The organism is Paenibacillus sp. FSL H3-0457 (assembly GCF_037981725.1).
GTDB classification, from domain to species: domain Bacteria; phylum Bacillota; class Bacilli; order Paenibacillales; family Paenibacillaceae; genus Paenibacillus; species Paenibacillus amylolyticus.
The window spans coordinates 6,775,448-6,801,427 of record NZ_CP150283.1 but is presented as its reverse complement, the minus strand read 5'-3'; the positions used below and the strand labels follow the sequence as shown (position 1 = coordinate 6,801,427).

The 25,980-nt window shown below is 46.7% G+C and carries 26 protein-coding genes and 1 pseudogene; 17 read left to right on the top strand and 10 right to left on the bottom strand.

What is annotated here, in order from left to right; all coding sequences use genetic code 11:
* Window positions 1-26 precede the first annotated feature (26 nt).
* From MHH25_RS29945 to MHH25_RS29925, 5 genes are all read left to right on the top strand, one after another.
* Window positions 27-1,400 carry an ABC transporter substrate-binding protein gene (locus MHH25_RS29945; protein ID WP_192135348.1) on the top strand — a complete coding sequence of 458 codons (1,374 nt, stop codon included), beginning with the start codon at window positions 27-29 and terminating at the stop codon, window positions 1,398-1,400.
* A 95-nt stretch (window positions 1,401-1,495) separates the two neighbouring features.
* Window positions 1,496-2,266, top strand: a complete 771-nt coding sequence (locus MHH25_RS29940) for an HAD family hydrolase (protein ID WP_235193851.1) — start codon at window positions 1,496-1,498, stop codon at window positions 2,264-2,266.
* The gene (locus MHH25_RS29935; RefSeq protein WP_340018764.1) at window positions 2,263-2,601 is read left to right on the top strand and encodes a multidrug efflux SMR transporter; all 339 of its coding nucleotides are present in this window, start codon (window positions 2,263-2,265) and stop codon (window positions 2,599-2,601) included. Before MHH25_RS29940 ends, MHH25_RS29935 begins: the two co-directional genes overlap by 4 nt.
* Complete coding sequence (locus tag MHH25_RS29930) at window positions 2,601-3,695, top strand: metallophosphoesterase family protein (RefSeq protein ID WP_340018763.1); 1,095 nt, start codon at window positions 2,601-2,603, stop codon at window positions 3,693-3,695. The genes MHH25_RS29935 and MHH25_RS29930 overlap by 1 nt, the downstream gene beginning before the upstream one ends.
* Window positions 3,696-3,973: 278 nt before the next feature.
* Window positions 3,974-5,431, top strand: a complete 1,458-nt coding sequence (locus tag MHH25_RS29925) for a carboxylesterase/lipase family protein (RefSeq protein ID WP_036612311.1) — start codon at window positions 3,974-3,976, stop codon at window positions 5,429-5,431.
* Between the two features lie 172 nt (window positions 5,432-5,603).
* Here the strand turns inward: MHH25_RS29925 and MHH25_RS29920 are convergent, their stop codons facing one another.
* Complete coding sequence (locus MHH25_RS29920) at window positions 5,604-6,755, bottom strand: VanZ family protein (RefSeq protein WP_076320385.1); 1,152 nt, start codon at window positions 6,753-6,755, stop codon at window positions 5,604-5,606.
* A gap of 233 nt (window positions 6,756-6,988) precedes the next feature.
* Between MHH25_RS29920 and MHH25_RS29915 the strand changes: the two genes are divergently transcribed.
* From MHH25_RS29915 to MHH25_RS29900, 4 genes are all read left to right on the top strand, one after another.
* Window positions 6,989-7,330: a zinc ribbon domain-containing protein YjdM gene (locus MHH25_RS29915; RefSeq protein ID WP_036612305.1), complete on the top strand. Its 342-nt coding sequence runs from the start codon at window positions 6,989-6,991 to the stop codon at window positions 7,328-7,330.
* A gap of 154 nt (window positions 7,331-7,484) precedes the next feature.
* On the top strand, window positions 7,485-8,297 hold the full coding sequence (locus MHH25_RS29910; protein ID WP_036612302.1) for a class I SAM-dependent methyltransferase: 813 nt from the start codon (window positions 7,485-7,487) through the stop codon (window positions 8,295-8,297).
* A gap of 363 nt (window positions 8,298-8,660) precedes the next feature.
* Entirely contained in the window at window positions 8,661-8,822 is a 162-nt protein-coding gene (locus MHH25_RS29905; RefSeq protein WP_156946131.1) for a hypothetical protein, read from the top strand.
* A gap of 155 nt (window positions 8,823-8,977) precedes the next feature.
* Window positions 8,978-10,039 (top strand): LLM class flavin-dependent oxidoreductase, encoded by a 1,062-nt coding sequence (locus tag MHH25_RS29900; protein ID WP_017691578.1) that lies wholly within the window; start codon window positions 8,978-8,980, stop codon window positions 10,037-10,039.
* 130 nt (window positions 10,040-10,169) lie between these two features.
* Here MHH25_RS29900 and MHH25_RS29895 read toward each other — a convergent pair whose 3' ends face one another.
* Entirely contained in the window at window positions 10,170-10,829 is a 660-nt protein-coding gene (locus MHH25_RS29895) for a TetR/AcrR family transcriptional regulator (RefSeq protein ID WP_017691579.1), read from the bottom strand.
* A gap of 249 nt (window positions 10,830-11,078) precedes the next feature.
* Between MHH25_RS29895 and MHH25_RS29890 the strand changes: the two genes are divergently transcribed.
* Window positions 11,079-11,894 carry an SDR family oxidoreductase gene (locus MHH25_RS29890; RefSeq protein ID WP_074092771.1) on the top strand — a complete coding sequence of 272 codons (816 nt, stop codon included), beginning with the start codon at window positions 11,079-11,081 and terminating at the stop codon, window positions 11,892-11,894.
* A 22-nt stretch (window positions 11,895-11,916) separates the two neighbouring features.
* On the opposite strand, the gene MHH25_RS29885 is transcribed toward MHH25_RS29890, so the two are convergent.
* The 3 genes and pseudogenes from MHH25_RS29885 to MHH25_RS29875 form a co-directional block, all read right to left on the bottom strand.
* Entirely contained in the window at window positions 11,917-12,744 is an 828-nt protein-coding gene (locus tag MHH25_RS29885) for a VWA domain-containing protein (RefSeq protein ID WP_340018762.1), read from the bottom strand.
* A gap of 188 nt (window positions 12,745-12,932) precedes the next feature.
* Window positions 12,933-13,223 (bottom strand): annotated as a pseudogene (locus MHH25_RS29880) (TerD family protein); the annotation flags it as partial.
* Window positions 13,224-13,327: 104 nt separating this feature from the next.
* Entirely contained in the window at window positions 13,328-13,792 is a 465-nt protein-coding gene (locus tag MHH25_RS29875) for a DUF4385 domain-containing protein (RefSeq protein WP_340018761.1), read from the bottom strand.
* 96 nt (window positions 13,793-13,888) lie between these two features.
* Between MHH25_RS29875 and MHH25_RS29870 the strand changes: the two genes are divergently transcribed.
* From MHH25_RS29870 to MHH25_RS29850, 5 genes are all read left to right on the top strand, one after another.
* Window positions 13,889-14,356 carry a DUF1877 family protein gene (locus MHH25_RS29870; RefSeq protein ID WP_340018760.1) on the top strand — a complete coding sequence of 156 codons (468 nt, stop codon included), beginning with the start codon at window positions 13,889-13,891 and terminating at the stop codon, window positions 14,354-14,356.
* A 136-nt stretch (window positions 14,357-14,492) separates the two neighbouring features.
* Window positions 14,493-14,621, top strand: a complete 129-nt coding sequence (locus MHH25_RS29865; RefSeq protein ID WP_268745229.1) for a hypothetical protein — start codon at window positions 14,493-14,495, stop codon at window positions 14,619-14,621.
* A 208-nt stretch (window positions 14,622-14,829) separates the two neighbouring features.
* Entirely contained in the window at window positions 14,830-16,338 is a 1,509-nt protein-coding gene (locus MHH25_RS29860) for a copper amine oxidase N-terminal domain-containing protein (protein ID WP_340018759.1), read from the top strand.
* Between the two features lie 244 nt (window positions 16,339-16,582).
* Window positions 16,583-18,046, top strand: coding sequence for a GNAT family N-acetyltransferase (locus tag MHH25_RS29855; RefSeq protein ID WP_340018758.1), 1,464 nt, complete (start codon window positions 16,583-16,585; stop codon window positions 18,044-18,046).
* Between the two features lie 143 nt (window positions 18,047-18,189).
* Window positions 18,190-18,975 carry a glucose 1-dehydrogenase gene (locus MHH25_RS29850; RefSeq protein WP_340018757.1) on the top strand — a complete coding sequence of 262 codons (786 nt, stop codon included), beginning with the start codon at window positions 18,190-18,192 and terminating at the stop codon, window positions 18,973-18,975.
* 131 nt (window positions 18,976-19,106) lie between these two features.
* Here MHH25_RS29850 and MHH25_RS29845 read toward each other — a convergent pair whose 3' ends face one another.
* From MHH25_RS29845 to MHH25_RS29835, 3 genes are read right to left on the bottom strand one after another with little or no spacing between them, the layout of a single operon-like run.
* A complete protein-coding gene (locus tag MHH25_RS29845) occupies window positions 19,107-19,565 on the bottom strand; it encodes a GNAT family N-acetyltransferase (RefSeq protein WP_235193849.1) in 459 nt (152 codons plus the stop codon).
* The gene (locus MHH25_RS29840) at window positions 19,562-20,482 is read right to left on the bottom strand and encodes a D-alanine--D-alanine ligase (RefSeq protein WP_340018756.1); all 921 of its coding nucleotides are present in this window, start codon (window positions 20,480-20,482) and stop codon (window positions 19,562-19,564) included. The genes MHH25_RS29845 and MHH25_RS29840 overlap by 4 nt, the downstream gene beginning before the upstream one ends.
* A gap of 12 nt (window positions 20,483-20,494) precedes the next feature.
* Window positions 20,495-21,946 (bottom strand): PLP-dependent aminotransferase family protein, encoded by a 1,452-nt coding sequence (locus MHH25_RS29835; protein ID WP_340018755.1) that lies wholly within the window; start codon window positions 21,944-21,946, stop codon window positions 20,495-20,497.
* 673 nt (window positions 21,947-22,619) lie between these two features.
* Between MHH25_RS29835 and MHH25_RS29830 the strand changes: the two genes are divergently transcribed.
* Window positions 22,620-22,976 carry a nucleotide excision repair endonuclease gene (locus MHH25_RS29830; RefSeq protein WP_036612270.1) on the top strand — a complete coding sequence of 119 codons (357 nt, stop codon included), beginning with the start codon at window positions 22,620-22,622 and terminating at the stop codon, window positions 22,974-22,976.
* Between the two features lie 208 nt (window positions 22,977-23,184).
* The gene (locus tag MHH25_RS29825; RefSeq protein ID WP_047841093.1) at window positions 23,185-23,931 is read left to right on the top strand and encodes a Bax inhibitor-1/YccA family protein; all 747 of its coding nucleotides are present in this window, start codon (window positions 23,185-23,187) and stop codon (window positions 23,929-23,931) included.
* Window positions 23,932-24,098: 167 nt separating this feature from the next.
* On the opposite strand, the gene MHH25_RS29820 is transcribed toward MHH25_RS29825, so the two are convergent.
* Together MHH25_RS29820 and MHH25_RS29815 are read right to left on the bottom strand one after the other, a co-directional pair.
* Complete coding sequence (locus tag MHH25_RS29820) at window positions 24,099-24,785, bottom strand: 4'-phosphopantetheinyl transferase superfamily protein (RefSeq protein WP_340018754.1); 687 nt, start codon at window positions 24,783-24,785, stop codon at window positions 24,099-24,101.
* Between the two features lie 160 nt (window positions 24,786-24,945).
* A complete protein-coding gene (locus MHH25_RS29815; RefSeq protein WP_036612261.1) occupies window positions 24,946-25,818 on the bottom strand; it encodes an arylamine N-acetyltransferase in 873 nt (290 codons plus the stop codon).
* Window positions 25,819-25,980: the final 162 nt, after the last annotated feature.

Here is a 25,980-nt window from a genome sequence, read left to right as displayed (position 1 = left end):
ATTCACCTAAAACGGGAGGAACAACAATGAATTGGAGTCAGGCAAGCATGACATGGAAAAAGAGATTGAGGTTGAACTGGAAGGGTGGCATGTCGCTGGTACTTGCGACCAGCTTTGCACTGCTGACCGCTTGTGGAACACAAGCACCCGCAGAATCAGGCACGACGGCTGCTGCCAGTGGAACCGAAGCTCAGGCGAAAGATCCGGTGGAGATTGAGTTCTGGTATGGTCTGGGTGGTAATCTGGGCGATAACATGAAAAAGACGATTGATGCGTTCAACGCCTCCCAGAACGAAGTCGTTGTAAAAGGGATTGTACAAGCAGATTACACGGAAACGGAACAGAAGCTGCAAGCAGCAATTGCTTCCAAGAAGGTTCCAGCCGCTGTACTCAGCTCCAATATAGACTGGGCACGCAAAGGATATTATGCACCCATGGATGAGATGATTGCAGCTGATCCGAATTTTAAGAAAGACGATTTCATTCAGACATTCCTGAACCAGGGACAGGTGGATGGAAAGCAATACTTTTTGCCAATGTATGGTACAACTCAGATCATGTATTACCGTATGGATACGTTCAAGGAGAACGGAATCGACCCAGCAACTCTGACGACATGGGAGAAGCTGGCTGAGGCGGCTGCGAAGATGAGCAAACAAGAAAATGGTAAGACCACATTCTACGGTTGGGAACCGATGTGGGGTAGAGACAATATGATTGATGCCGTGCTGGGTAAGGGCGGACAGATTCTTAGCGACGATGGCAAAACCGTTATGATCGACTCTCCGGAATGGATCGAGACATGGGACTTGTTCCGTAAATGGATTAACGAAGACAAGATTATGGGCATTCATTATGGAGGTCAGGGCTGGGAGTACTGGTACAAAACGATTGATGATGTGATGAAAAATAAAGCAGCAGGTTATACCGGATCTAGTGGTGACCAAGGCGACTTGGACTTTAGCGTAGTCGCTGCGATGCAACAACCAGGCTGGGAAGGTATTGGTGAAGGAAAACCGGTAGCAAGTGCCATTTCGGCAGGTATTCCGTCAGCAGCGAGTCCAGAGCAACAGCAGGCAGCTTATAAATGGCTTACGTATTTCTCTGAAACTTCGAACACAGCTTCATGGTCCATGAACACCGGATATATCGCAGTACGTCAATCGGCCCAACAAGATCCAGAGTTCATGAAATTCAGTGAGGAAAATCCACAGATCACCGTACCACTGCAACAGGCAGCTCACGCTTCGGCTCCCTTCCAGGATCCAACGGGTGGCAAGATCAATGATGCTTTAAAAGATGCAGCTGATCAGGTACAGATCAATAATATGCCAGCGGAACAAGCGCTGAAGGAAGCGAAAGAGAAAGCACAGAAGGAACTGGATCGGGTAACGAAATAAGAAACGTATACAGGCAATTGACTCACGCGATAAGGGCGGTACATGCTGTACCGTCCTTTCCGTTCATACAAGATCGCAGACAAGGAGTTTAACCAATGCAAGATGAGATGTATGTGGACGGATTACCAAATCCGATTGAAGCCGTTTTGTTCGACAAGGACGGGACATTACTTGATTTTACGGGCATGTGGGGGTTCTGGACCGATTGTGTGTTGAACGACTTCAGAGACCAGTTGGCGACCAGGGGACTTCGTATCGATACAGAGGAATTCCCACAGATCTGGGGTACATTCCACGATGACCAAGGCCGGATGAATGGGTATGACGTGCGGGGGCCACTTGCGATGGGCACGATGGATGAAGTGTATGCCGTGCTGACGTGGCATGGATATCGTGCGGGTCTCAGCTGGGCGGAAGCCAAGATTATAGTCCGGGAGTGTTTGGCGCGAGCGGAGGAAGAGATGGAACAGCATCGTCCGGCACGTCCGTTACCGGGAGTTCAAGAATTCCTTGAACAGTGCCGTAGCGAAGGTGTCGCTATGGGTGTCGTGACGGCAGATGATACACCCAGTGCAATTAAACATTTACAGTGGATGGGACTGGATTCCTTTTTTGACGTGGTGATTGGTACAGATCTGGTGGAGCGGGGCAAACCTTTTCCCGATATGCTACTGCTTGCCTGTGAACGGTTGGGTGTATCCGTGCAGTATACCGTGGTCATTGGAGATACGGACGGAGACATGGAGATGGCACGAACCGCTGGTGCGGGGTACAGGATGGGCATTGGAGAACCGGGAAAAATCCGCTTGGCGGATAGAACGATTCAATCCTTCCATGAATTGCTGAATGGTGGGCTGAATCGATGACGAACAGTCACGCCTACTTGGGCTGGGTACTGTTGGCATTGGCCATCGGGCTGGAGCTGAGCGCTACCATTTTGCTAAAAGTATCGGATGGGTTCTCACGGTTATGGCCTTCGGTGTTGATGTTTGTCTGTTATGGCGCAAGTTTTACCTTTCTTAATTTTGCAGTGAAGTATGTGCCGCTGGCTGTAGCATATGCGATCTGGTCTGGGGTGGGCATTACGCTCATTGGTGTCGTGGGGCATTACTTTTTTGGTGAACGTCTGCGGCTCACGTCGATGGTATGGATCGGTTTTATTCTGATTGGCATTATTGGACTGAAATGGAGTGATTCTTGATGAAAAATGAACATACACCGGAGCAACCTATTGTCAGCTTCCAGGTTATTACGGACACACATGTGCGAGATGAGGCAGACCATATTCATAACCGGCATCTGGACCAAGCATTAGCCGACATAGCTACATTTAGTCAGGGGAGCAGCGGGATTATGCATGTGGGCGATGTGACGGATCGGGGTCTGCCGAGCGAATATCGTGAGTTGCAGCGGATATGGAAGCAGCATGCGGAGAGTTTGCCGGACATCCGGTACACGGTAGGTAACCATGATATTGGAGCCGTGGTATGGCAAGATCCGCCGATCGTTTTGCTTGAGATGAAAGAGGATGAAGTAACCGAGTTGTTGGAGCAGGAAGCAGATATGGAACTGGTCACAAAACAAACCGCTGCTGAATCAGCTGCACTAATTGAGCAACTATCCGGCGGGACCTATACGTTGTCTGCTGTAACTTCGGAGCAGGAGGGCCAAGACGGGGGACCGATCTCTTCAGGAGTAGACCCCATTACAGTCGCAGGGTTATGGCAACGTCGATTAAGTGATTTTGAAGGGACAACAGGCATGAAGGGCGCATACCACGACCATTGGATTGATGGGTATCATTATATATTCCTGGGCACTGAGCAACCTCATCCGAAGGATTGTGATATGTCGGCTGAACAGTTGGACTGGCTGGATGCGAAATTGTCTGAGCATGCAACACTCGATCATCCCATCTTCCTATTCTTACACCAGCCGCTTATGGATACGGTAGCAGGATCGCTGAAGGAACAGGGATGGTATGGTGTGAATCAGGATGCGGAACTCAAGGTCGTTCTGGCCAATTACCCGCAAGTGATTCTCTTCTCCGGTCATACCCATTGGCAACTGGAAGCACAGCATACGATGTACGATGGTGCAGGCCACATGCCAACCATGTTCAATGCGTCGTCTGTAGGTTATCTATGGACGGATCAGGATGAACATCTGGAGGGCAGCGAAGGGCTTCATGTGGAGGTTTATAAGGATCGAGTGGTTGTAAAGGGGCGGAACTTTGTTACGAGCGAATGGATTGAGGGTGCTGAGTTTACGGTGCGTTATCCTGTAAAAGGGTAGTTATTTGGGTGGTGAAAAGGAAAGGGTTACTCTAAGGGTCAATGCCATTAAGACAAGTTAAACTTGATGACATTGCTTAATGGGTGGCCTTTTTGGTGTTCATCTTAAAGATATATATCAGATCATCCACCCCATAAAGTTCCACGTGAAACGTAGCAGGGGAGGCTAGAGTTGGGTAAAGTTGTAAATGGGTATGACAACAAACTATACTCAAATAAGTACACATGAACTCATTCATCGTTAGTCTAACCTATTTACGGAGAGGAAGTAGAAGTGGCATGAGAGAACTTCAAGTTCAAACGACATATGGTACCGTTCAAGGCGAACTTTTGCACGACGCAAGTGTATGGAAAGGCATTCCCTATGCGAAACCTCCGGTAGGTGAGCTGCGTTTCAAGGCTCCGGTACAGCCCGAGTCATGGGATGGAATCAGACAGGCCACTCAATTTGGACCTGAGAATATACAACCACGAAATCATCAACCAGAAGGCCAGACAGAAATTCCGAATGAGTCAGAAGATAGTTTATATCTGAACATCTGGGCACCTAAGGGAAAAAGAGCAACACCACTGCCGGTCATGGTATGGATTCACGGTGGTTCCTTTGTAACAGGTTCAGGTAGCCAGCCGATGTATGATGGTACACAGTTAGCGGTTCGGGGGGACGTCATCGTTGTGACGATCAACTACCGATTAGGACCTTTGGGTTTCCTGCATATGGCTCCATTAGGTGATTCATATGTATCCAATGCAGGTCTGCTGGATCAGGTTGCGGCATTACAGTGGGTGAAGGATAATATCTCTGCTTTTGGTGGTAACCCAGATCAAGTTACGGTGTTCGGCGAATCAGCAGGTAGCATGAGTATTGCAGCACTGATGGCGATGCCAGCGGCCAAAGGACTGTTCCAACGTGCCATTATGGAGAGTGGTGCATCCCAGTTCATGCCGGCAGAGCAAGCTTCAGCGTTGCGGGAAGGGATGTTAAAGATTCTTGGGGTGGACGGGGACAACCTGCAGAAGTTAAATACAATTCCTGTAGAGCAGATTATTGCAGCCGGTGAAACGGTCAAACAGCAGAGCGGGGCAGGTATGGCATTATTCTTCCAACCTGTATTGGATGGGCAGACACTACCACAGGTGCCACTTCAGGCAGTGAGCGAAGGCTCAGCGCAGGATATTCCGGTGCTGATTGGTACGACATTACACGAGGGTGCGCTGTTCATCCAGCCACATGTGCCTTTTTCAAAAGAAATCGATATGGTTCAGGGCGTAGACTTTATGACGCCAGATCTGGAGAACCGGGTAGCCATTGCGGACAGTTATCCAAAAACGGCAGATGGACAAGCCCAAGTCATGACCGATATGTTCTTCTGGCGTTCAGCGCTGCAATATGCTGCGGCACAGCAGAAATATGCCCCGGTGTGGATGTATCGATTTGATTGGGTGATGCCGGAACATCCCTTGTTAAAAAGAGCGATTCACAGCATCGAAATGTTCTTTGTGTTTAATACACTGCATGTCCTCAAATTCATGAATGCAGAACCGGATGAAGCTGCTGCGGCACTTGCCCTCAAGGTACAGGATGCCTGGATTTCCTTTGCCAAGAATGGCCAACCTGAAGTTGCAGGTGTGAACTGGCCTGAATATGAGCAGGATCGTGCGACACTAATTTTCAACCATGAGATTGAGGTCGTACATGATCCGGATGCAGCCAAGCGAGAGCTGTTAGGATTATAACCCAGGCTGATTATTTGAATGGATACTCTGAATAACTGCTATGCGCCCGATCAAAAGAGGACGTTCATTCTCAGAATGAACGTCCTCTTTTTGTAATCTGGCTAATGAAGTAAGCATAACGCAAGCACCAATTAGGGGGGACATTATGCATTGCATTGTTATACTCCAAACATTATTTACGAGAGGCACGAGTGCGGGACACCTCATCGAAGTAGAAGGAACGTTTTCCACGGGAGAAGAGTACGATCAAGACATGAACAAAGAGTACGGCGTAGACTAACATATAGATACCGAATGTCCCCAAGGAGATCCACATTTGATAAGGCTGAAGCATAACATCCTGATGACCTGAAAAAGCATAATCGTTGACCAAGCGAATGATCGTAACGAGCAGCCATGGAACATAGAGTGCGGCAAATCTTTTGAATAACGATTCACTGGTGGGTGTGCCGGTCTGACGATTCACATAGCGGAATCGCAAGATGGCCGAGCCTGGAGTTACCCCATTTCGCACCCAAGGGATGAAGAACAGTACAATGACCATAGCAATGGATGTACTTAGCGCATCACTGATCACATCAGATGCTGTGAAGATTGATATCAGATTCGAAAGGAAGACAACAATGATTCCATCAATAATTAACGCGAGCAATTGAGGCATAGTATACACTCGGTTTTGCTCCACGATCTGTTCACTCTTCGCCTGAATGCTTGCACGTGATGGGAATAAAGCAAGCAGGATGGGCGCTGTGAAGAATCCAATGACTGCTCCCGAAGTATTCAATAACAGATCATCTACATCGAAGAGGCGGTAAGGACAATTATAATACCCGTAGAATCCGGTGATTTGAGTGATCTCGAAGAATAAGGAAAGCCCTAATCCACCAAGCAGGGCGTACTTCCAGAATGATCTCTTTTGAAAAAAATAACGGATATATACACCCAGCGGCATGAGAAGCAGGACGTTAAACAATACTTGCAGAAAGGCTCTGCCCTGAATCATGCTGAGATAGCTGGAAGGCTGGGTCCATACAATGGGTGTTTCCTTCATGATGTCTTTGACAAAAGTGAATGGAACCAGATTGTAGTAGATCGTGTCAGCGGCTTGCTGCGCACAGGTATCTCGCGTAGTTGGAAACGGGAGAATGACGAGGCAATAGGCGGCCAGAATATAAAAGATAAACGAAAAGCTGATGCCAAACCGTGACCAGCTGAAGAAACCGTCTTTACGATACCCATAGATCAACCACGGCACCAGCAAAAACATGGCCGCAACAACAAAGATCAAAAAAGCCATTTGCACAGGGAAAACATATGAGGACATGAGTAGGAACTCCTTTGGTATTAAATATAATAACATTCATAGACATTAAAATTCATGTATGTGTAGTGCGTATCTATTAGTTACATCATAAGTAGTTACCCTTAAAGTGAGGGATGCATGAACCTTAAATTTGGTTTAAATCCATCCATGCAGTGACCAAGCGTATGGAATATACCGTCGAAATCCCGTATACTTGCGGGAATGCCAATCGTAGAATGGAGAGTTTAATACATATGTCTAATTTGCCTAACTGCCCCAAATGTAATTCAGAGTACACGTACGAGGATGGTAACCTGTTGGTTTGCCCAGAGTGTGCGCATGAATGGTCTTTGGAAGCAGACAATGATAACGCTGAGGATACAAAAGTAATCCGCGATGCCAACGGAAATGTGCTAAGTGATGGCGATACCGTTACCGTCATTAAAGATCTGAAGGTAAAAGGTAGCTCGCTCGTGGTCAAACAGGGCACGAAGGTAAAGAATATCCGCCTGATTGATGGGGATCATGATATTGATTGCAAGATCGACAGCTTGGGTGCAATGAAGTTGAAGTCTGAGTTTGTGAAAAAGATATAAGATCAGATTGAGAAACGTTCAGTTCCGCATTCAATGGGAATCGAACGTTTTTTTGTTTGACAGGAAATATTTAGTGGATATATACTGGTTGGAATTTAATTTTTTTGAACATGGATGAGTAGTCTATATATAAGAAAAGGCAGGTGTCAGAGCGATGAAGAGAGATCATATTATTGAATATTATTCCGGGTTTGATGAGTGGGGCAGACTGGAGCGGGAACCAATTGAATTCATCATTAACATGCATTACATCAGGGAACATCTCCCCGCTACTGGTTGTATTCTGGATAATGGCGCAGGACCAGGAAAGTATGCCATGGAGCTTGCGAAGCTGGGGTACAAGGTCACTTTATCGGATCTGACACCTTCCTCCGTGGATACTGCGCGGCAAAAGGCTCAGGAGTTTGGTTTGACACAACAATTCGATGGGTTCCATGTTCTCGATGCCACTTCGCTCTCCGGTATGGCTGACGAGACGTACGATGCGTCCCTCATGCTGGGGCCGTTATATCATCTGCAGACAGACGAAGAGCGCACGGATGCTGTACGGGAGTTGTACCGTGTGACCAAGCGAGGTGGCGTGGTGTTCGTAGCCATGCAGAGTCGAATGCGCATGAGTATCAATTCGCTGCAATCCCCGCAGCACTGGAAACCGAATGATAACATGGCAGCAATCCATTCTTTTGTGGAAAAGGGTATATTCAATCATCAGGATCAAGGACGATTTACGGGAGCATACTATTTTAATATTCAGGACGTTAAACCTTTCATGGAGCAACATGGATTTGAAACCGTTGATTTGATTGGTTCATCCAGCCTTAGAGCGATGTTTACGGACGAGCAGCAGCAATACTGGAAAGAGCGTGGCGAGTATGATGAACTCATGCAATATATGATTGAAGCCGCCAAAGACCCTTCCATATTGGGAATCTCGTCGCATCTGCTGTACATCGGGAGGAAGAAATAATAGACTTACAGGCAATGCTCTAAAAATCTATGTATTTTAGAATTTCAGCCCGTGGAATACTGTTTCCACATGATATAATATCTCTATCTGATGGTCTGGAGGTGTCACTATGCAATGGAAGGAAGTTCAGGAGCGATTCCCTAATGAATGGGTCGTTTTTGAGGCAACCAAGGCGTACTCTTGAGAAGGCCAGCGTTACATTGAAGAGATGGCAGTGATTGATTCATTTGATGATTCTACAAAGGCACTAAAACGTTATGGTGAATTGCATCAGGAAGATCCCAGACGGGAATACTGCTTTTTTCACACTTCACGTCCAGAAGTTGTGGCAAGAGAACGATATGTTGGCATGAGAGGTCCTCGATGAAAATTTCAGATGGAACAACGATTAATGAATTTCAAGTTGAAATAGGAAATATGGATTATGGTTTGGAGATTGACGGAATTCTGGGATTTAATTTTATGAAACAGACCGGTGTTGTAATTAATGCCAACCTGATGGAACTAAGTATAGATAAGCTGTAATCTATAGAAAATAAACATAAATGTGCCCTCTGGAAACAGGGGGTACTTGTGTTTTTCATCAAAATAGTTCAATATTAAGATACATAACAAAAGGTGATCTACTTACAATAGGTAAGATGAACAACGGATCGCTTCATACCAGGGAGGAACAGACAATGGAAATCGGAATTAGTACATTTGTGGAGACGAATCCGGATGTAAAAACAGGAGAACTTATCAGTCATGCGCAGCGAATTCGGGATGTTGTTGAAGAGATTGTTTTGGCAGATCAGGTAGGTCTGGATGTATATGGCGTGGGAGAACATCATCGTGCCGACTACGCCGCTTCATCACCAGCTGTCATTCTGGCGGCTGCAGCTTCACAGACCAAGAATATTCGCTTGACGAGTGCGGTAACCGTGCTGTCATCGCATGATCCGGTACGGGTCTATCAGGATTTTGCGACACTGGACGGCATTTCGAACGGGCGTGCAGAGATTATGGCAGGGCGGGGATCATTTATCGAATCGTTCCCACTGTTCGGCTATGATCTGAACGACTACGATGAGTTATTCGACGAGAAACTGGATTTGCTGCTCAAGCTGCGTGATTCGGAAAAAGTAACCTGGGAAGGCAAACACCGCCCTTCCTTTAACAATCTGGGCATCTACCCGCGCCCAGTACAGGAAAAACTTCCGGTATGGATTGGCAGTGGCGGTAATCAGGAATCCGTTGTTCGTGCAGGACTGCTCGGTTTGCCACTGGTGCTTGCCATTATTGGTGGTCGTCCGGTGCAATTCGCACCACTGGTGGAGCTGTACAAGAAAGCAGCTGCACATGCAGGACATGATGCTTCCAAGCTGACCGTTGCTTCTCACTCTCACGGCTTCATTGCCGATACAACAGACGAAGCCGTGGAGAAATTCTTCCCGCCAGCGCAAGCGGTCATGAACATCCTGGGTCGTGAACGTGGATGGGGACACTACAGCCGTGCGACATTTGATGCGGCGCGTAGCCTGGAAGGTGCATTGTATGTAGGTGATGTGGATACCGTAGCTCAGAAAATTATTTACCTACGCAAAGAAGTTGGGATTACACGCTTCATGTTACACACTCCCCTCGGCACCATGCCGCACAACGAGGTCATGAGAGCGATCGAACTGCTTGGTAAAGAAGTCGCTCCTATCGTGCGTAAAGAAATTGCACGTTGGGAAGCTGAGAACGAAGAGGCACGTTAATCGACTGAAACCGTTACGGAACTAGATGAGTCAACAAAACAAAGGAGCATGCCCTAGGCGTATTACGCCAATGGGGCTGCTCCTTTTTGTTTATCTTCTAAAAGTATCTAAAACAGCACAGATTTAATGCTTACCCATTCGCAGATGTACTCACAAGGGAGTGTATAACCATGGACAACGTATGATCATAGAGGGTTTTGGCAGCTTCTTCGCTCTCAATATGGCCTCCCAAATACAGATGAATAACACCGTGTAAGGGAGCCCAGATCATCCGAACCGCAAGCAGGGGATCTTGCACCTGAAGCATTCCCTGTTCAATCGCTACCTCAACCAAGGCAGACACTTGTTTCAGTGCAGTTGCTGTTCCCTGTAAGGTCTCTCCATCTGGTTTGAATTCGGAAAAAGATCCTCCAAACATCAGCTGATAGAAGCTGGATTGAGAAATGCCGAAGTCCCAGTAGACGTGGGCCAGATCACGGAAATATTGTTCGAACGATGCCTGCCGGGGCATAGCTTCAAAACGCTGGGCCATGAGGGAGCATCCCTCTAAATACAGATGTTTGGCTAACCCTTCTTTTTTGCCGAAGAGATTATATATGATTTTGGTGGAGCACTCCATGCGTTCAGCTACACGGCGTACTGTGACGGCTTCTGGTCCATGCTCTTGCAGTAAAGCAGCAGCAGCATGCACAATATTTTGCCGCAGATTATCCGAGTGCTGCAGTCTGGCTTCCTGAAAGGTTGTTACCGTATGTGCAGATTCCGTAGAACCCGAATTAAGATCCTTCATTGATTTCATCCTCGTAACCGTATTGTTGTTGAACAGAAACTACGTTTCCTTTTCTTAAGGTCATTCTACTGTTTTACGCCGGATAACGTCAATTTAATCCGAGTTTAGTAAGTAAGCACCCCGTTCTAGATTCAAATTTAACAAATGCATTTGACAGCGTCATGGGTTTTGGTTACGATGATTCTATACAGAAACAATGTTTCCTGATGAAAACAAGTGTTTAAATTATACACAGAGGATGGATGAGAGATGATAAAGGAACAGCATCAATGGGTACTTATTACAGGTGCTTCTTCAGGTATTGGGGAAATTTTTGCACTCGAGATGGCTTCTAAGGGTAAAAATATCGTGCTGGTGGCTAGAACAGAATCCAAACTGAATCAATTGGCAGAACGCATAGAACGTACATATCAAGTAAGGGCTGAGGTAATCGTATCGGATCTTTCCGAAGTAGAGGCACCTCAGAACGTATATGAGGAATGTCAGAATCGGGGAATACACATCGATATGCTGATCAACAATGCGGGATTTGCTACCCATGGATGTTTTGAACAACTGGATGGTTCCCGGCAACAGGAGGAGATTATGTTGAACGTGCTCGCCTTGACAAACATGACGCATCTTTTCTTGCCAGGCATGTTACAGAAGAAAAATGGTGCTGTCATTAATGTATCGTCGACGGCTGCCTTTCAACCTGATCCGTATATGGCTGTGTATGGAGCGACAAAGGCATTTGTACTTTCTTTTACAGAGGCATTATACGAAGAAAACAGGAAGCGTGGCGTTCAGTTTTTGGCACTATGCCCAGGTTCAACCGAGACTTCGTTCTTTGATGTAGTGGGTGCTGATGAAGCCTCGGTGGGCAAACGTGATACACCTGAGCATGTCGTGGCCGTAGCCATGAGGGCACTGGAGTCAGGCAAACCTTATGCTGTGCCGGGGGCCAGGAATTATTGGACAGCACAGTTCACCCGTCTCATACCACGCAAGTCCATGTTGCGAATCGTAGGAAGTATGCTTCGTCCACGTTCCGAGGGTGTTAAACCAGAAAAAGTACAAGCCTGATTAGGGGTATAGGGTACAAACTTTAGGCCAAAATGCCTTTGGCCCGAGCTTCCTTTATCCAACCTGGAAATTCAGTGAGGAGACGATCGTACAATTCTTCATCGCTGATCTTGGAAATGTCGTCCAATGCAAAAAAGTCAGCATTATCGATGAAACGTCCAGTCATGTCATCGAGTTTCTCGAGAATACCGTAATTGGCTTGGCCTAGGCCAACAAATTGCCAGAACAGGTTTTTGGTTGAGCTTTCGGTAATAAGCCGCATGATTTTCCCTTTTTGACTGACTCCACCATCGCTAAAAAAGATAATATACGTTGGCATCTTCACATCGGGTTCCTCGATCGTATATTTGCGAATGACATCCTGCATCACAGGAGGTTCGTTATTGGTACCGCCTTTGCTTCCCAGCGTATATGTGCGTTCAATATAATTCTCGAAATCCCTGGCGGTGATGCTAGGTGCACGCAAGAAGTCTTTGGCGAAGAACCAGACGTCCAACTCTCCGTTATCATCAAAAGCGGATGCAATCGCCAGGATACGCTCGAAGGCTTCTTGCACGATGCCTTTGCGATACAGATGGTACATGGAGCCAGATGCATCAAATACAACGGCAACACGTGCCTGTATAGGTTCGATCTTTTTCTTTTGTAGAGACAGGGTTACTTTACGCTTGAGGAGATCGATCTTGGTCAGGTTAAGCGGCGGATGAACCGTGTTTGGTACAGCAACAGGTGCCAAGACTTCTGGAGAGGCCGCTGCTACTTCAGCTTGTGCCGTGAGAAGAACTTGTTCGGCTTCCGAGGTGTCGTTACTCTCAATTTCAACACCAAATGACTCTGCCAGCGGCTGCAATCCACCAAAGAAACCTCGTCCAATCGCACGAACTTTGAACCCGTCACGATACTTATAGATTTCAATAAAAATAAGAGCTGTTTCCGCAGTGACCTGCTTGATCTATAGGTGATCTGCTGGGAACCAGCTTGTACAATCGCCTGACATGCCTGAACATCGGCGAAAGTCCCTCCCGCATCCAGAGTAGCCGTAAACACACATTTTTCCACAGGGGCCTGCCGTAATTGATTGGTATCCAGTACAAAAGACGATTTCAGTTCCTCTGCCTGTTGCAAATGCACACTTTGATGGGGATCGGCCGTCTGATTATAAAATACAAAATAGTCGTCAGATGGGACCTTTCCCTCTTCGTTCACCATAAAGCAGCTAACATCCAAGGGAGAAGGAGATGATGTACATTGAATGGTTACCTGAAGTTGGGTGGATTCGTTGATACTGATATTCTGGCCTGTGTTTAAGTGGATGAACGAATCTGTCATAATCGGATGCGCCTCTCTTCTCCAATATAATGGTTGAAAATGTACAGTAACAAGATCGATTCTGAGACAAATGTTTCCATAAGTCAATCTTTTCACCGTTGATCCTACGCCTCATCAGACTCGTACTTTTCCCGATGCTCCTTCTTCATCTTCACATAGTCTGGATCCGTCTTCGCAATCTCCCATTGTGCTTTGAATATAGCCGCGGCTTCTGCCTTCACCTTATCATTCTGATAGGGCAGAATCGAGCCATCCTTCTTCGAGTATTTGCGTCCTCCTTTGTGATTTGTATACCGTCTGGCCCGTGTATAACCCATCTGGAGAAATTTGCGTGCCATATCCATACCCACGAAATCTCCCTTTTTCTTATAGTCCAAAAATAGCTCATAGATCTTCTCCGATGACTCTGTCGCAATCTCGGGTGTTTTGAACCGCCAGTGTGGCAGAATCTCGCCTTTGTACGGCTCTACCATCAGAACACCCTGCTCGCCCCGGCCTACGGTGTACAGCTCAGGATGTTTGCGCAGATCCAACTCATCATAATTGAGACTGTAATCAAATTTTTTCATGTATACACCCTCCTTGATAGGGATTACCCCGATTCTGAACCAACAAGCACGGTTAATGGGGAACAATAGAAGGAATTACACAGGAGGGGTAGCGGTATGGGAATGTCCGGCAGATATCTTGTGGTAACTGAGGAGCTGGTTGAATCCATCAAGTCAGGTGAGGTTAGTGTGCATGATTGTGCAGTGGATCTGGATATCGATAAAACATGGCAAATGCTGCAGTTCACGCTGAACGGTAACTTGGTAGAAGGGGAGCCGCCCCTGGGATATGTTGTGCCTCTCGCAGGTGAGCAATACGTGGGAAACTATTCGGATATGGATCTGTTTTTGCTTAGTAACGAGCAGGTGCTGGAAGCCTACATGGCACTGGAACAGCTCACACCGGAAGAATTAAAGGAGCGGTATAGCCTTGACCATATGATCGCTGAAGGCGTCTATCCTGTCATGGAAGATTGGGACGCGGAAGAGACATTTCAGGAGATCGTTCAGACTGCGGATGATGTCCAGGCCTTGTTTCAGGCCACGGCTGCAAGTGGGAACGGGATCATCTTTTATGTTTTCTAAATGAGCACTAAAATTATGATGGGGATTCTATGGCCGACACTGAGGCAGGTTTGAACTACGCCTATTCGGGTTATTGATAGACACAAGGCTCAGGCCTTGATGACATGACAATCCGGTAGAAGAGAGGGAATGCGATATGACACAGGATCAGAACGAAGAGAACAAAGCGATTCAAGAGGACGAGCCGGATCAATTCGAGACTCCCGCAACTGCGGAAGATGAAGAAACGGATGAGAAACTTGCAGAAGATCAGGAGAAAGAATAACTCCCAGCATTGCACAATGAAGCAGGATGTTTTATCGAAACATACGATATGCTGAAATATAGATAGACCAGAGGTCGGACATGTTCCGGCCTTTTGGTTTATTTTTTTGCGTATCCGTTTACAAGAATTACCTATACCTTCATAATGGAAATGAACCATATTTTTCTAAGGAGGAGTTCATATTACGAATCGGAAGTTAGTCCAATGGATGGCAGTGCCACTAGTACTTTTAATGGTTGTTCTTACAGGATGTCAGGCTGTGGGTGGAGTAGACGTTGGCAAAGCAATGGCCAATGGCGCGAGTATCAAGTCCGGTGAATCCAGACAATCCATGAATATAAACATAGAACCGGCTAAGGAATTTGCTACAGAAAAAGACCTTGAAATGATCGAACTTATTAACTCCATATCCCTGGATATTGATCAAGCCAAAATGAAAGATGCGAAGACAGCATCGATCAAAGGTACATTGAGCATGGAGGGAACGAAGTTACCTTTCCACGTGTCCATGAATGAGTCCCAATTGGTCATTGATCTGGACGGAGCCCAGAAACCGCTGTACATGTCTCTGGATACGTTCCAGGATGCACAGGCGCTTCCAATGGTAGATACGAAGGCTCTGGAGAAACAACTCGAGGAAATTTCCCCGAAACTGTTCTCTTTTGTCCTGAAGCATCTGTCCAATCCGAAGAACATCTCCGTAACACCGGTACAGGAATCCGTGAATGGCGAAGCACTTAGCCTCTCCAAGCTGCATCTGGAAGTTAGTGGTGAAGAGATGCTTGCCATGGTTAAACCATTCCTGACGAGTATTTCGAAGGATGAGCAAGGACTGAAAGATCTGATTGGCGATCTGTACGATGTGTTCTACCCTGTACTGGAAGCAGTGAATGAGGTAGAAGGTGGGGGAGACGACACGCTGAATTCGATCGTTCCTGAATCGAAAGATGAAGCCGTTGCGTCACTATATGCCATCATCAAAGTAGGACTGGACAGTATGCTGGTCAATTATGATCAGGAGCTGAACAACCTGTTGAATGAGACCCCTGAATTCAAAACGGTCTTTGGCACAGAAACCAAACTGAAATTGGACTTCTATCTCGACAGCAAGCTGGATATTCGCAAGCAAAACTTTGAACTGAAAGTAGCGCTGCCTGCTTCTGAGGATCTGCCGGTGAACTCTGTGACGGTAAGTGGAGACAGTGAACAGTGGAATATCGGTGGCACAGTTGCAGTTGATGAAGTGGATGTATCGGGCGGCGTTATGGATCTGATGAAGGATGATATTACGCCTGGACAGATGCTGCGCAATTTTGATTCCAATTCACTGGCTTACCAATTGCTGAAAGAGGAAGCTGGAATCACGAGTAAAAGTGTAGTGCTCTTCCCGGATGATGAATACGCTGGGGCGATCACCGTTAAGAATACAACATTTGTTCCGCTTCGCTACGTGTCTGAAGAACTGGATGCTGAAGTGAAATGGACCAAAGGCTCAAACCAAATCGTTGTCATTGACGACATCACTGGTGATGAGATTGTCCTGACTGTAGGTTCCAAGAAAGCAACCGTTGCTGGTAAAGAAGTAACCATGGTGGAATCCGCTTATGTAGGCAAAGACGGCAAGACGTATGTGCCGCTGCGCTTTATGGCTGAATCCCTTGGAGCTACTGTAGATAAGGAACAAGAAACAGGCTGGATTTACATTGACCGTCCTTAAGGGAGACGTTATAAGTAATCCTTAGTATGAGAGGGGATTTTAGAGTATGCCAGATTTCTCGTAATGATCGTGAAAAGAACACCGCAAAAATTCCGTTAGACCATGAACGGGATACGTGTGTCCTTTTGACCCATTACGAGGAGCTTCGGCGTTTCTGAAATGATGAAACGGATCGGGGAGTGCCTCTATTGGAGGTGCTCCTCTTTGTCGTTTCATCCTAAATAAATCCCCAGAGGTGTTGTATATGAAAAGTCAATTATTCATCCATTCAAACTCCGTTACGTTGCGTCCATTTACGCTTGAAGATCAGGCTGCTGTGTATGCATTAACCCAACAACCTGAAATCACAGATGTCCTGCCAGATTGGAAGATGACCGAGGAGCAGTTGCGCGAATTCTTACAATTTGTCGTTGGCAGTTACGAACAGTTCAACCCGGAAGATGTGCGCATCCTGCTTGCTGTTGTACACAATAAAGATCAGCGTATCATTGGTTGGTGTGGCGTATTTCCAAATGAACTGCTGGATCGTGATGACCGTGAAGTGGCCTACGCCATCTCCCGGGATTACCGGAATAAAGGATATATCTCAGAGGCGGTGCATGCCCTAACAGCATATTTATTTGAGCATACCTTGCTGGATCGAATTGTGGGCATTGTGAAGCCCTTCAATCAGCCGTCACGCAAAGTTCTGGAGCATGCGGGTTTTCGTTATATCTCTCGCAGAATGCTTATGGACAAGGAGTGCTACGATTATTTTGAACTGCTCATAGTAAAGACCGAACCAATGCAACCGAAACAGATACATTCTGAAATTCGCTTACGACGAGCACAGCAGGAAGATGCTGTTGTACTTACAGAGATTTGCACTCGTGCTTTTGATCATGTCATAAAAGTCTGGGCGGATAATGAGAAGGATATCGATAGCAATCTATGCCCGCCTGATTATTCGTCAGTGCGAATGCATCGTTACGTGATCCGTGAATGGGATTATTATGTTGTAGAATCAGATGGATGCGCTATTGGCGGAGTGAGTGTTAACGTGCTTGGACGAAAACATGCCAGGATCGATAAGATCTATATTGACCCGGTATGCCAGGGCCGTGGCGTTGGAACTCAAGTCATGAGGCTTATTGAGGCTGAATTTCCGCAGATTGAAACCTGGAAGTTGGAGACCTCAGGTCGGCAGCTGGATAATCATCATTTTTACGAAAAAATGGGATATGTTTGTATCTATGCATCTGAGGATGAGTTTGTATATGAGAAGAACAAGTCCGTTGATTCTTTTGATCCAACATGTGATGAGACATTAGCCAAGGACTCGGGTGAGTCGGTGGTTGAATATGTTCAAGCTAATCTGGACTCAGTCCGTTACAGCACCAGTAATCTGACCAATAGTCGGATTACCGACTGCAACCTGAGTGGAAGCAAATTTACCAATTTAAATATGACCAATATATTGCTAGCTGATTTACGCCTAACTGATAGCAAGATTGAATTTTGTGCTTTGGATGGCGTTCAATTCCAGGACACACATCTTGGATCTGACCGTGTACCCATGCAGTGGGCGCATTGTGATCTTGGGGGAAGTCGTTTTATCGATTGCGATTTATCTGGAGTACAGTTGGAACAGTGTCAAGTGAACGGGATGAAGATCAACGGAGTAGAAGTAAGGGAATTACTTGCAGCCTATGAGGCTATGAAGTCCTGAGGACGAATGGCAGGGCCAGTACGGAAGCATACTAATCCGGTTGAGATGATGGCTGTAACTGTTCCCCGTTAGATTAGAGCAAATGAAGAAATGGGTATTTACGTATGGAGGATGTCAAAACAGCAAAGGGAGGTCTATGGATTATGACTGAACGATTTGCGGGTAAAGTGGTAATGATTACAGGCGGTGGCTCCGGTCTTGGACGATCAGCTGCTGTGGAAGTTGCACGTGAAGGGGCGAAGCTTGCCCTAGTGGATGTGAACATGAAGGCGCTGGAAGAGACCAAGCGTGTGATCTCGGAAGAGGTACAGCATGCCGAGTTTCTGTTAATTGAAGGTGACGTATCGGACGAAGAAGCTGTGAAGAAGTATGTTAGTGATACGGTCAATGAATTTGGGCGTATCGATGCATTTTTCAACAATGCAGGCATTGAAGGCAAGCAAAACCTGATCGAGAACTACGAGACGGAGATGTTCAATAAAGTTATCGATATCAATCTGAAGGGTGTATTTTTTGGGTTGAAGCACGTTCTACCTGTGATGAAAAAACAGGGAGAAGGCTACATCGTGAACGCGTCCTCTGTTGGAGGGATTCGCGCCGTGCCAAACCTGGTAGCCTACGGAGCGAGCAAACATGCCGTAGCCGGCATGACCAAAGATGCAGCGATTGAATACGCCGAGCATGGGATCAGCGTTAATGCAATTGCACCCGGAGCCATTCTGACAGATATGGTTATCGGCTCGTTCAAACAGATCAATCCGAATGACTGGGAGTCAGCATCCAAAGAGTTCGTGAAGGACAACCCGGCGAAGCGCTTGGGTGAACCGAAGGAAGTAGGGCGTCTAGTTGCCTTCCTGCTGTCCGGTGAAGCACCGTTTATCAATGGAGCCATTATTCCGATTGATGGTGCGCAGTCAGCCAAATATTGATCCCATAATCATCAACAGCACATCAATGCGACATAGATATATACTGAAGAACGCCCTTTTTCGCCAATGTGCGGATTGGGGCGTTCTTTTTTTGGTTTGATATTCAAGGGGCGTATCCCGTATCCGGCAGGTTAAGTGTGCTGTAGAATCTGCGGCTTTTTGCTAAAGCCGGTACTCCCGGCTGTAAAGCCCATCTGGCGATAGAATTCATGTGCAGCTTCACGTTCTGGGCGATTGCCACTGTTCAGAGACAGGGAATCCACGTTATGCGTGGCTGCCCATTGCTCAGCTTCAAGAATGAGCTGACGGCCGATGCCTGAGCCCCTGAACTGGTCGTGTACAACCAATGCCAAGATGCGGCAGTGTCTTCCGTTTTTTTCATACATATAAGAAGTCTGTAATCCGATCAGTCCAACTACGCGGCCTCGTGCTTCAGCAACGAGTGTAGTAAAGTTTGCGTCCGCAGAGATATGGGTATAGCGCTCTTCCATCTCGGCGTACGTGGTGGGATAACCAAGTTGGTCCATCAGAATGACCATATCTTGCAGATCGGTAGTGGAGCTATGTCTAATCGTCACATCCAGGCTCATAATGTTGTATCCTCCTTGGGTCTTTCCTTCAACGAAAGTTCAATAATGGTATCCAGCAGTTCTGCAAAAGAAATGCCTGCAGCAGCTGCACTTTTGGGCAGCAGACTGTTACGGGTAAGACCCGGCAGCGTATTCACTTCAAGCACATACGGCATGCCCTCCCGAATCATCATATCCACGCGAGCGTAGACGCTGCATTTGAGCACCTGATAACAGGCCAAGGCCGCGGCTTCGACGCGATTGTGAAGGTCCAAAGGCAATTGCACAACCTGCTCATCGGCCCCGTGGTCATCATATTTGGAAGAATAATCGAAAAACTCCGCGTTCGAACGAATGGAGATCACCGGCAGCATCTTACCATCCAGAATGGCACAGGTAATTTCTTCACCTTCGATATACTGTTCAATCATGACCGTATCGTCCCAGATGAGTGCAGCCTCTACGGCAGTCGGCAGGGCGGAAGCTTCCTTCACGACTTGGGTACCAATGCTGGAACCACCTGAATTGGGTTTGACCACCACGGGGTACGTTAATTGTTGAACAGCAATAGAGGACAGTTCCTCCATATGGTTCACCCGCAGCCATTCCCCGGTAAGCACACCTGCATGCTGCATGAGTTGTTTGGACATGTCTTTATCCATGCATACACTGCTTGCCAGCACACCACAGCCTGTGTAGGGAATACCCAGAGATTCTAATGTGCCTTGGACCGTACCGTCTTCGCCATATTTGCCATGCAGGGCAAGCAGTGCCACATCGATCCCCGCTGACTTGTCGATTAGATCGCGCTTGGTATTCAGCTCGATGGGTACAACCTCGTATTTGTCTTTATTCAGGTTTGCAATCATCTCCTGTCCGGTGAGCAGGGAAATATCCCGCTCTGAAGATGTACCGCCCATAATCACGCCAACTTTCATGTGAAATCCTCCTTATCTCATTTGAGCTGCTGTCTCGCCAATGATGCGAATGCCTTTACGTATATTCTCATCGCTGACTCTGGAGAAACCCAGACGCATCGTGTTTACACCCTGACCGGGTTCCAGATAAAAGGTATCCCCTGGTGTGAACGTTACACCTTTCACTTTACAGGCTTCCAGCAGTTCACGGGTTCTGTATTCGGACGGGAACTGCACGAACAGATGCAGACCACCCGCACCGGAAATTCGGCACATTGGCAGATACTGTTTCAGGCAACGCACAACCAATTCATATTTTCGCTTATATTCGGTGCGAGCTCGCTTCAAATATTTCTCGAAATTACCGTTGCTCAGATATTGATACAATAACGATTGGTCCAGCGTGGAGGTATGGATGCTGCGTGCCCGTTTCATACTCTCCAGATAATCAATCAGCGCCGCATCCGCAATAATCCAACCCACCCGCAGACCTGGGAACAGGACTTTGGAGAAGCTGCCCAGATACACCAGTCCATTGCCTTTGCCCATGCTGGCGATCAGGGGAGAGACATGCGAACCGGAATATCGCAATTCTTCGTTAAAACCGTCTTCAATAATCGGTACCTGATACTTGTTCATCAACCGGATGATCTCTACCCGTTTCGCAGGGGACGTCACAATCCCGGTTGGATTGTGATAGGATGGCACGAGATACGCCAGATCATATGGACTTGCCTCAAGTTCATGTTCCAGTTGCTTCAAGTCCAGGCCATCCGGCTCCATGTTCACACCGGTCAGTTGAAACTGGTGCAATTTTAGATTTTTGATCGCCGTGTGGTGCGTTGGATTCTCGCAGAGCGCTTTTCCGCTTTTTTTGCGTAACGCTCCAAGCACCAGATCGAATCCTTCCGTGAATCCGTTGGTGATCAGGATGTCCTTGCCACGGAGGTCAACACCTTTGTTCTCCATATAACGTAGTAAATAGTTCATCAGCGGTCTGTATCCTTGCGCATATCCGTAATTCAGCAGTACTTCGCCCTCAAGTGACATGCGATCCAGAAAAGCCCGTTTCACGTTGTGCAGATCAAACAGCTTTTCATCCGGCGCTATGCTGGTAAACGATATCTCACCGCGCTCTGCTCCGGAGCCATGCTTCATCAGATCGTACTGCTCTGCGTGAATTGCATACTCGCTTACCTCCGTCGTCCAGTCCAGTTCCCAGCTTGCTGCTGCCTCAGGTGTTTTGATGGAGGTACTGACGTAATTGCCCTTGCCTTTGACTGCATAAATCAGACCTTCATCTTCAAGCTCGGCATAAGCGAGCAGGACCGTGCTGCGACTAACCTTCATGAGTGTACTGAGTTCACGGGTCGAGGGCAGTTTTTGTTTGGCTTGCAGGCCGCCTTTGAGCATCAATCGCTTCATATAATCTTTGACTTGTATATATACAGGGCGGTCCTCCGTCAGTTGCAGATCGGAATACATCCCATCACTCCCTCTACTGGTATCTTGTCATATTATAAACCCCGCAGAAAGAACCACGATACCTCTGTTTCCCTGAGCGTGTGGTTGGTTGTTCGCACAAACGCAAAAAAGCCCTGGCAGTATGCCGGGGCCTGGTGGTGAAACTTGATCCATTTTCTATAGTACTGCTGCTATAATTTCTACAGTTGTATTGCATGACTAGTCTCTCTAGGATCGATAGCTATCTGACCTTCTACGTGTGTCTATTAACTTCAGTACGACTATAATTGCAGGCTTTCTAGGTGATACTTAAAATCTACAGTGAATCATGAATCTAGGTCTTTCTAGGTTTGCTTGCTGCAAGGGTCGATTAGATGATGAATCTACAATCTATAAGCTAGGGTTCTTGCTAACTGTACTCTTGTCGTGATCACATAACAGAATTCAGCATGAAAAAGAGTTTCAATCATAGGGTACAATAGACGGAGGTAGATATAAAGACGTATGTCTCAGTGCCCAATTTCTTCCTCATACCCCTATAGTACCACTTTGAATCAGGGAAGTTAACCTTTTTTTTGAAATATTTGTCGTAATAGCGAAAATTGCGTGAATTGTACTTCATATAGATTGAAATGGTGTCCCTTTATAATATGTGATAGGATGTAAACCTATAGATAATGAGGAAGTGAGCCTATTGATTAATATTACCGTGCCAACACCGGATGTAACCATCACAAAGCAGGCTGATCCACAGCTTAGCCACATTTATGGATTTACTGATTTTCACCTGATTACCCGGGAACTAGGCGGGATTTTCATGTTTTACAATGCCGCTGGAGAATTGTTATTTGTCGGGAAAGCACGAAAATTAAGACCCCGCATCAAAAAGCATTTTGAAGATACCGTATCACCAATTAAGAATCACCGCGAAGAAGTAACGAAGATTGAAGTATGCCTGGTTGAAGATCCGGTAGATCGTGAAATTTACGAGACGTATATCATCAACACGATGCGTGCGAAATACAATGTAGATAAAGTTTTGTACAAATAAGACGCTTAAAAAGCACATGAACATGCAATGTCTGGGACATATGTCCTAAGTGGTTCGCCAGTGGGTAAGGATGTAATCGAAGGATTGCATCCGATTCCTTCTGGTGCCATCCCGATCTTTTCGAGGGAGTAGCTTGTAGATTTTGAAACGTAGTACGCCCAAACTTAGTATCACAGATATATCAAATACATATGAAGAGGTGATTGTGTTGATCGGTCGTAGCGGTAACCCTACACTTAAAGACAGCACGTTTGAAAACAGAGGATATGGAGAAGATCGGTATCAGAATTACATGACGATTAACGGCACGGTGAACAAAGCGTTTATTACGCTTGTGATTCTGCTGGGCAGTGCGTTTGCAACATGGATGATGTTCTTTAACGGACAACAAGTGATGCCGCTCGCTTATGGTGGATTAATCGTTGGTTTCATTCTGGCGCTTGTCATTTCCTTCAAACCAGTAGCGGCACCGTATCTAGTACCTATCTATGCCGTGGCAGAAGGCCTTTTCCTTGGAGCACTCTCTGCAACCTATGAGTCCCTGTATAACGGAATTACCTTGCAGGCGGCTCTGTTGACCATGGCTGTATTCATCGCTCTGCTGGTGGCATACAAAACCAGATTGATCAAAGCTACGGAGAACTTCAAGTTGGGCGTTGTTGCTGCAACTGGCGGCATCATGATCATGTATCTGTTGAGCTTTGTACTGGGTTTCTTCGGCATTTCAATTCCTTATCTGCATGATAACAGCTTGATCGGCATCGGTATTTCGGTCGTTATCGTCATTGTGGCTGCCCTCAATCTGGTCCTTGATTTCGACTTCATCGAGGGTGGTGCTGAACGTGGTGCGCCCAAGTATATGGAGTGGTACGGTGCATTTGGATTGATGGTGACGCTGGTATGGTTGTACATTGAGATCATCCGCCTGCTTGGCAAATTGCGGAGTCGGGACTAGTCCTATCCATACGTCAGAGACGTAAACGGAGTGTGAATATAAAGCCAAAAAAGCTAACGCGTGATACTCACGTCGTTAGCTTTTTTGATTAACATTAGCAGGATTATCTTAATGGCGGCCTCTTACAAAACTCAACTGATTCCAACTCGTTGAGGCCCAGCACCACTCTATACTAAATCCGGATACAGATCCTCTAAGGTTATGATTTCCGGCTTGCTCGGCAGCTCTCCCCCAGCCGAACAGGCTGCCAGCATATGTCCATCATCCAGTCGCTGACTGAGAAAGAGATATGTCCCGGCCTGTTTGCAATGCCAATCTTCCCGCTCATTGGGAAGGATGGCGAAGGAATCCAGTGGCATGGACAAGCCCATACCGACTGCCTTGATATAACTTTCCTTCAGCGTCCATAGACGGTAGAAGGTTTCCAGCCGACGATCGTCAGGCTCGGCAGCCAAGAACTGGCTTTCCTTAGGAGAGAAGAAACGCTCTGCAATCTGCATGTCAATTGGAGCTATCTTTTCCACATCCACGCCTAGTTCATCTGTACTGCCGGAGATCAGAGCAATCCAATCACCAGAATGGGAGACGTTGAATTGTACATCCGAATGGTGACTGAGCGAAGGTTTGCCGTAGGAATTACGGGTAAAAGAAAGCTCAGCAGGTCTCAGTCCAGTTAACTTGCTCAAAGTCACACGAGTCAATATCTCTCCCAGCACGGAGCGATACGCGTCAGCCTGACGCACAAAACGCGAAGCCTGAGCACGTCGCTCCGCAGAAACTTGCGATAGCAATTGGTTCCAGTTCGCCTCGGGCAATACTTCTGGAACTTGGAGTACACGAATAGTTATCATCATTAATCACCTGAATACGTATTCGGCGCAGTTCAGTAACTTTCCTTTATATGGAACGTCCCCTCAACTCTTCCTCCCAAATCATCACTATACGGATGCCCCTAACAAGCAAGCCGATTGTCTCGCTTTTCATGTTAAGGCCTCAGGTTTTGCATCTTCCTCTTCATGCTTCCTGTACTCGTTTCCATTCTGTATGCGCAGCTTGTATTCGCTCCCACATATCTTGGCATTCCAGTTCGCTGTAATTCACCAAGGGTTCATAGAATATTTCAGTTAATACGTTACGCCACTCGGTATAATTCCGGATCTCCTTTTTCCGGATTCCTTCCATATCATGTGTTCGAAGCATACATCCACGTAGTTCATGACTGCGGATCTCATTCCGCTGACGAAGCAAAAATACGTTATGCCAAGGTGATTCGACTGCCCGACTGTAGAATTCATGTTTGGGAATGAACTCTTCCAGGCTGGTAATTGCTTCAGGAGCATAGTCCACACCTTCACTTGGCCCATTCGGCTCGTACTCAAGCCGCCATCCCCCAGCCACAACAGATGATGGCATCAATTGGTACGTGAACGGAGCTGAACCATAGGTTCCATAACGAAGTGGCAGAGGTTCAAAGGGCATTCCGCCGAGACCTACATCTACAATCCAGCGTTCAACTGTCGGGTCAGCATCTGGCAGAAGCACAGATAGACCGAGATGGAATGAGTTCACACGGGGTTGTTCCCCATGAGGCTGTACTCCCCCGCGATGCCAATCAACCGTATAACCCAGCGAGCGGAGAAGAACACTAAATGCACCATTTAGATGAAAGCAGTAGCCGCTACGTCCCTGTAATATAAGCTGAATTGAATCTTGAAGACTGATTTCCGCAGGAAGACCTGCAAAAATATCGAGCGTTTGCCAGGATAAATATTGCACATGTGCTCGCTGGAGTTCAAATAAGAATTCCAGTGTAGGTTCCTTTATATCATCTATGCCGATCCGTTTCAGATAGGCCTGTATTTCAGCTGTATTCAATAGTTCAATCATTATTCAGATCACCTCACGTCATATAGTGGGCTGCAGGCGATGGTTATAAACTTCTGCTGCCCTGTGTTCATTGTAAAAGCGAACGGATGAAAACGACATCATCAGTTGTGCAGATTGTAACGGTACAATTATTGAACAAAGCCTTGAAATTCATCTCAAGAG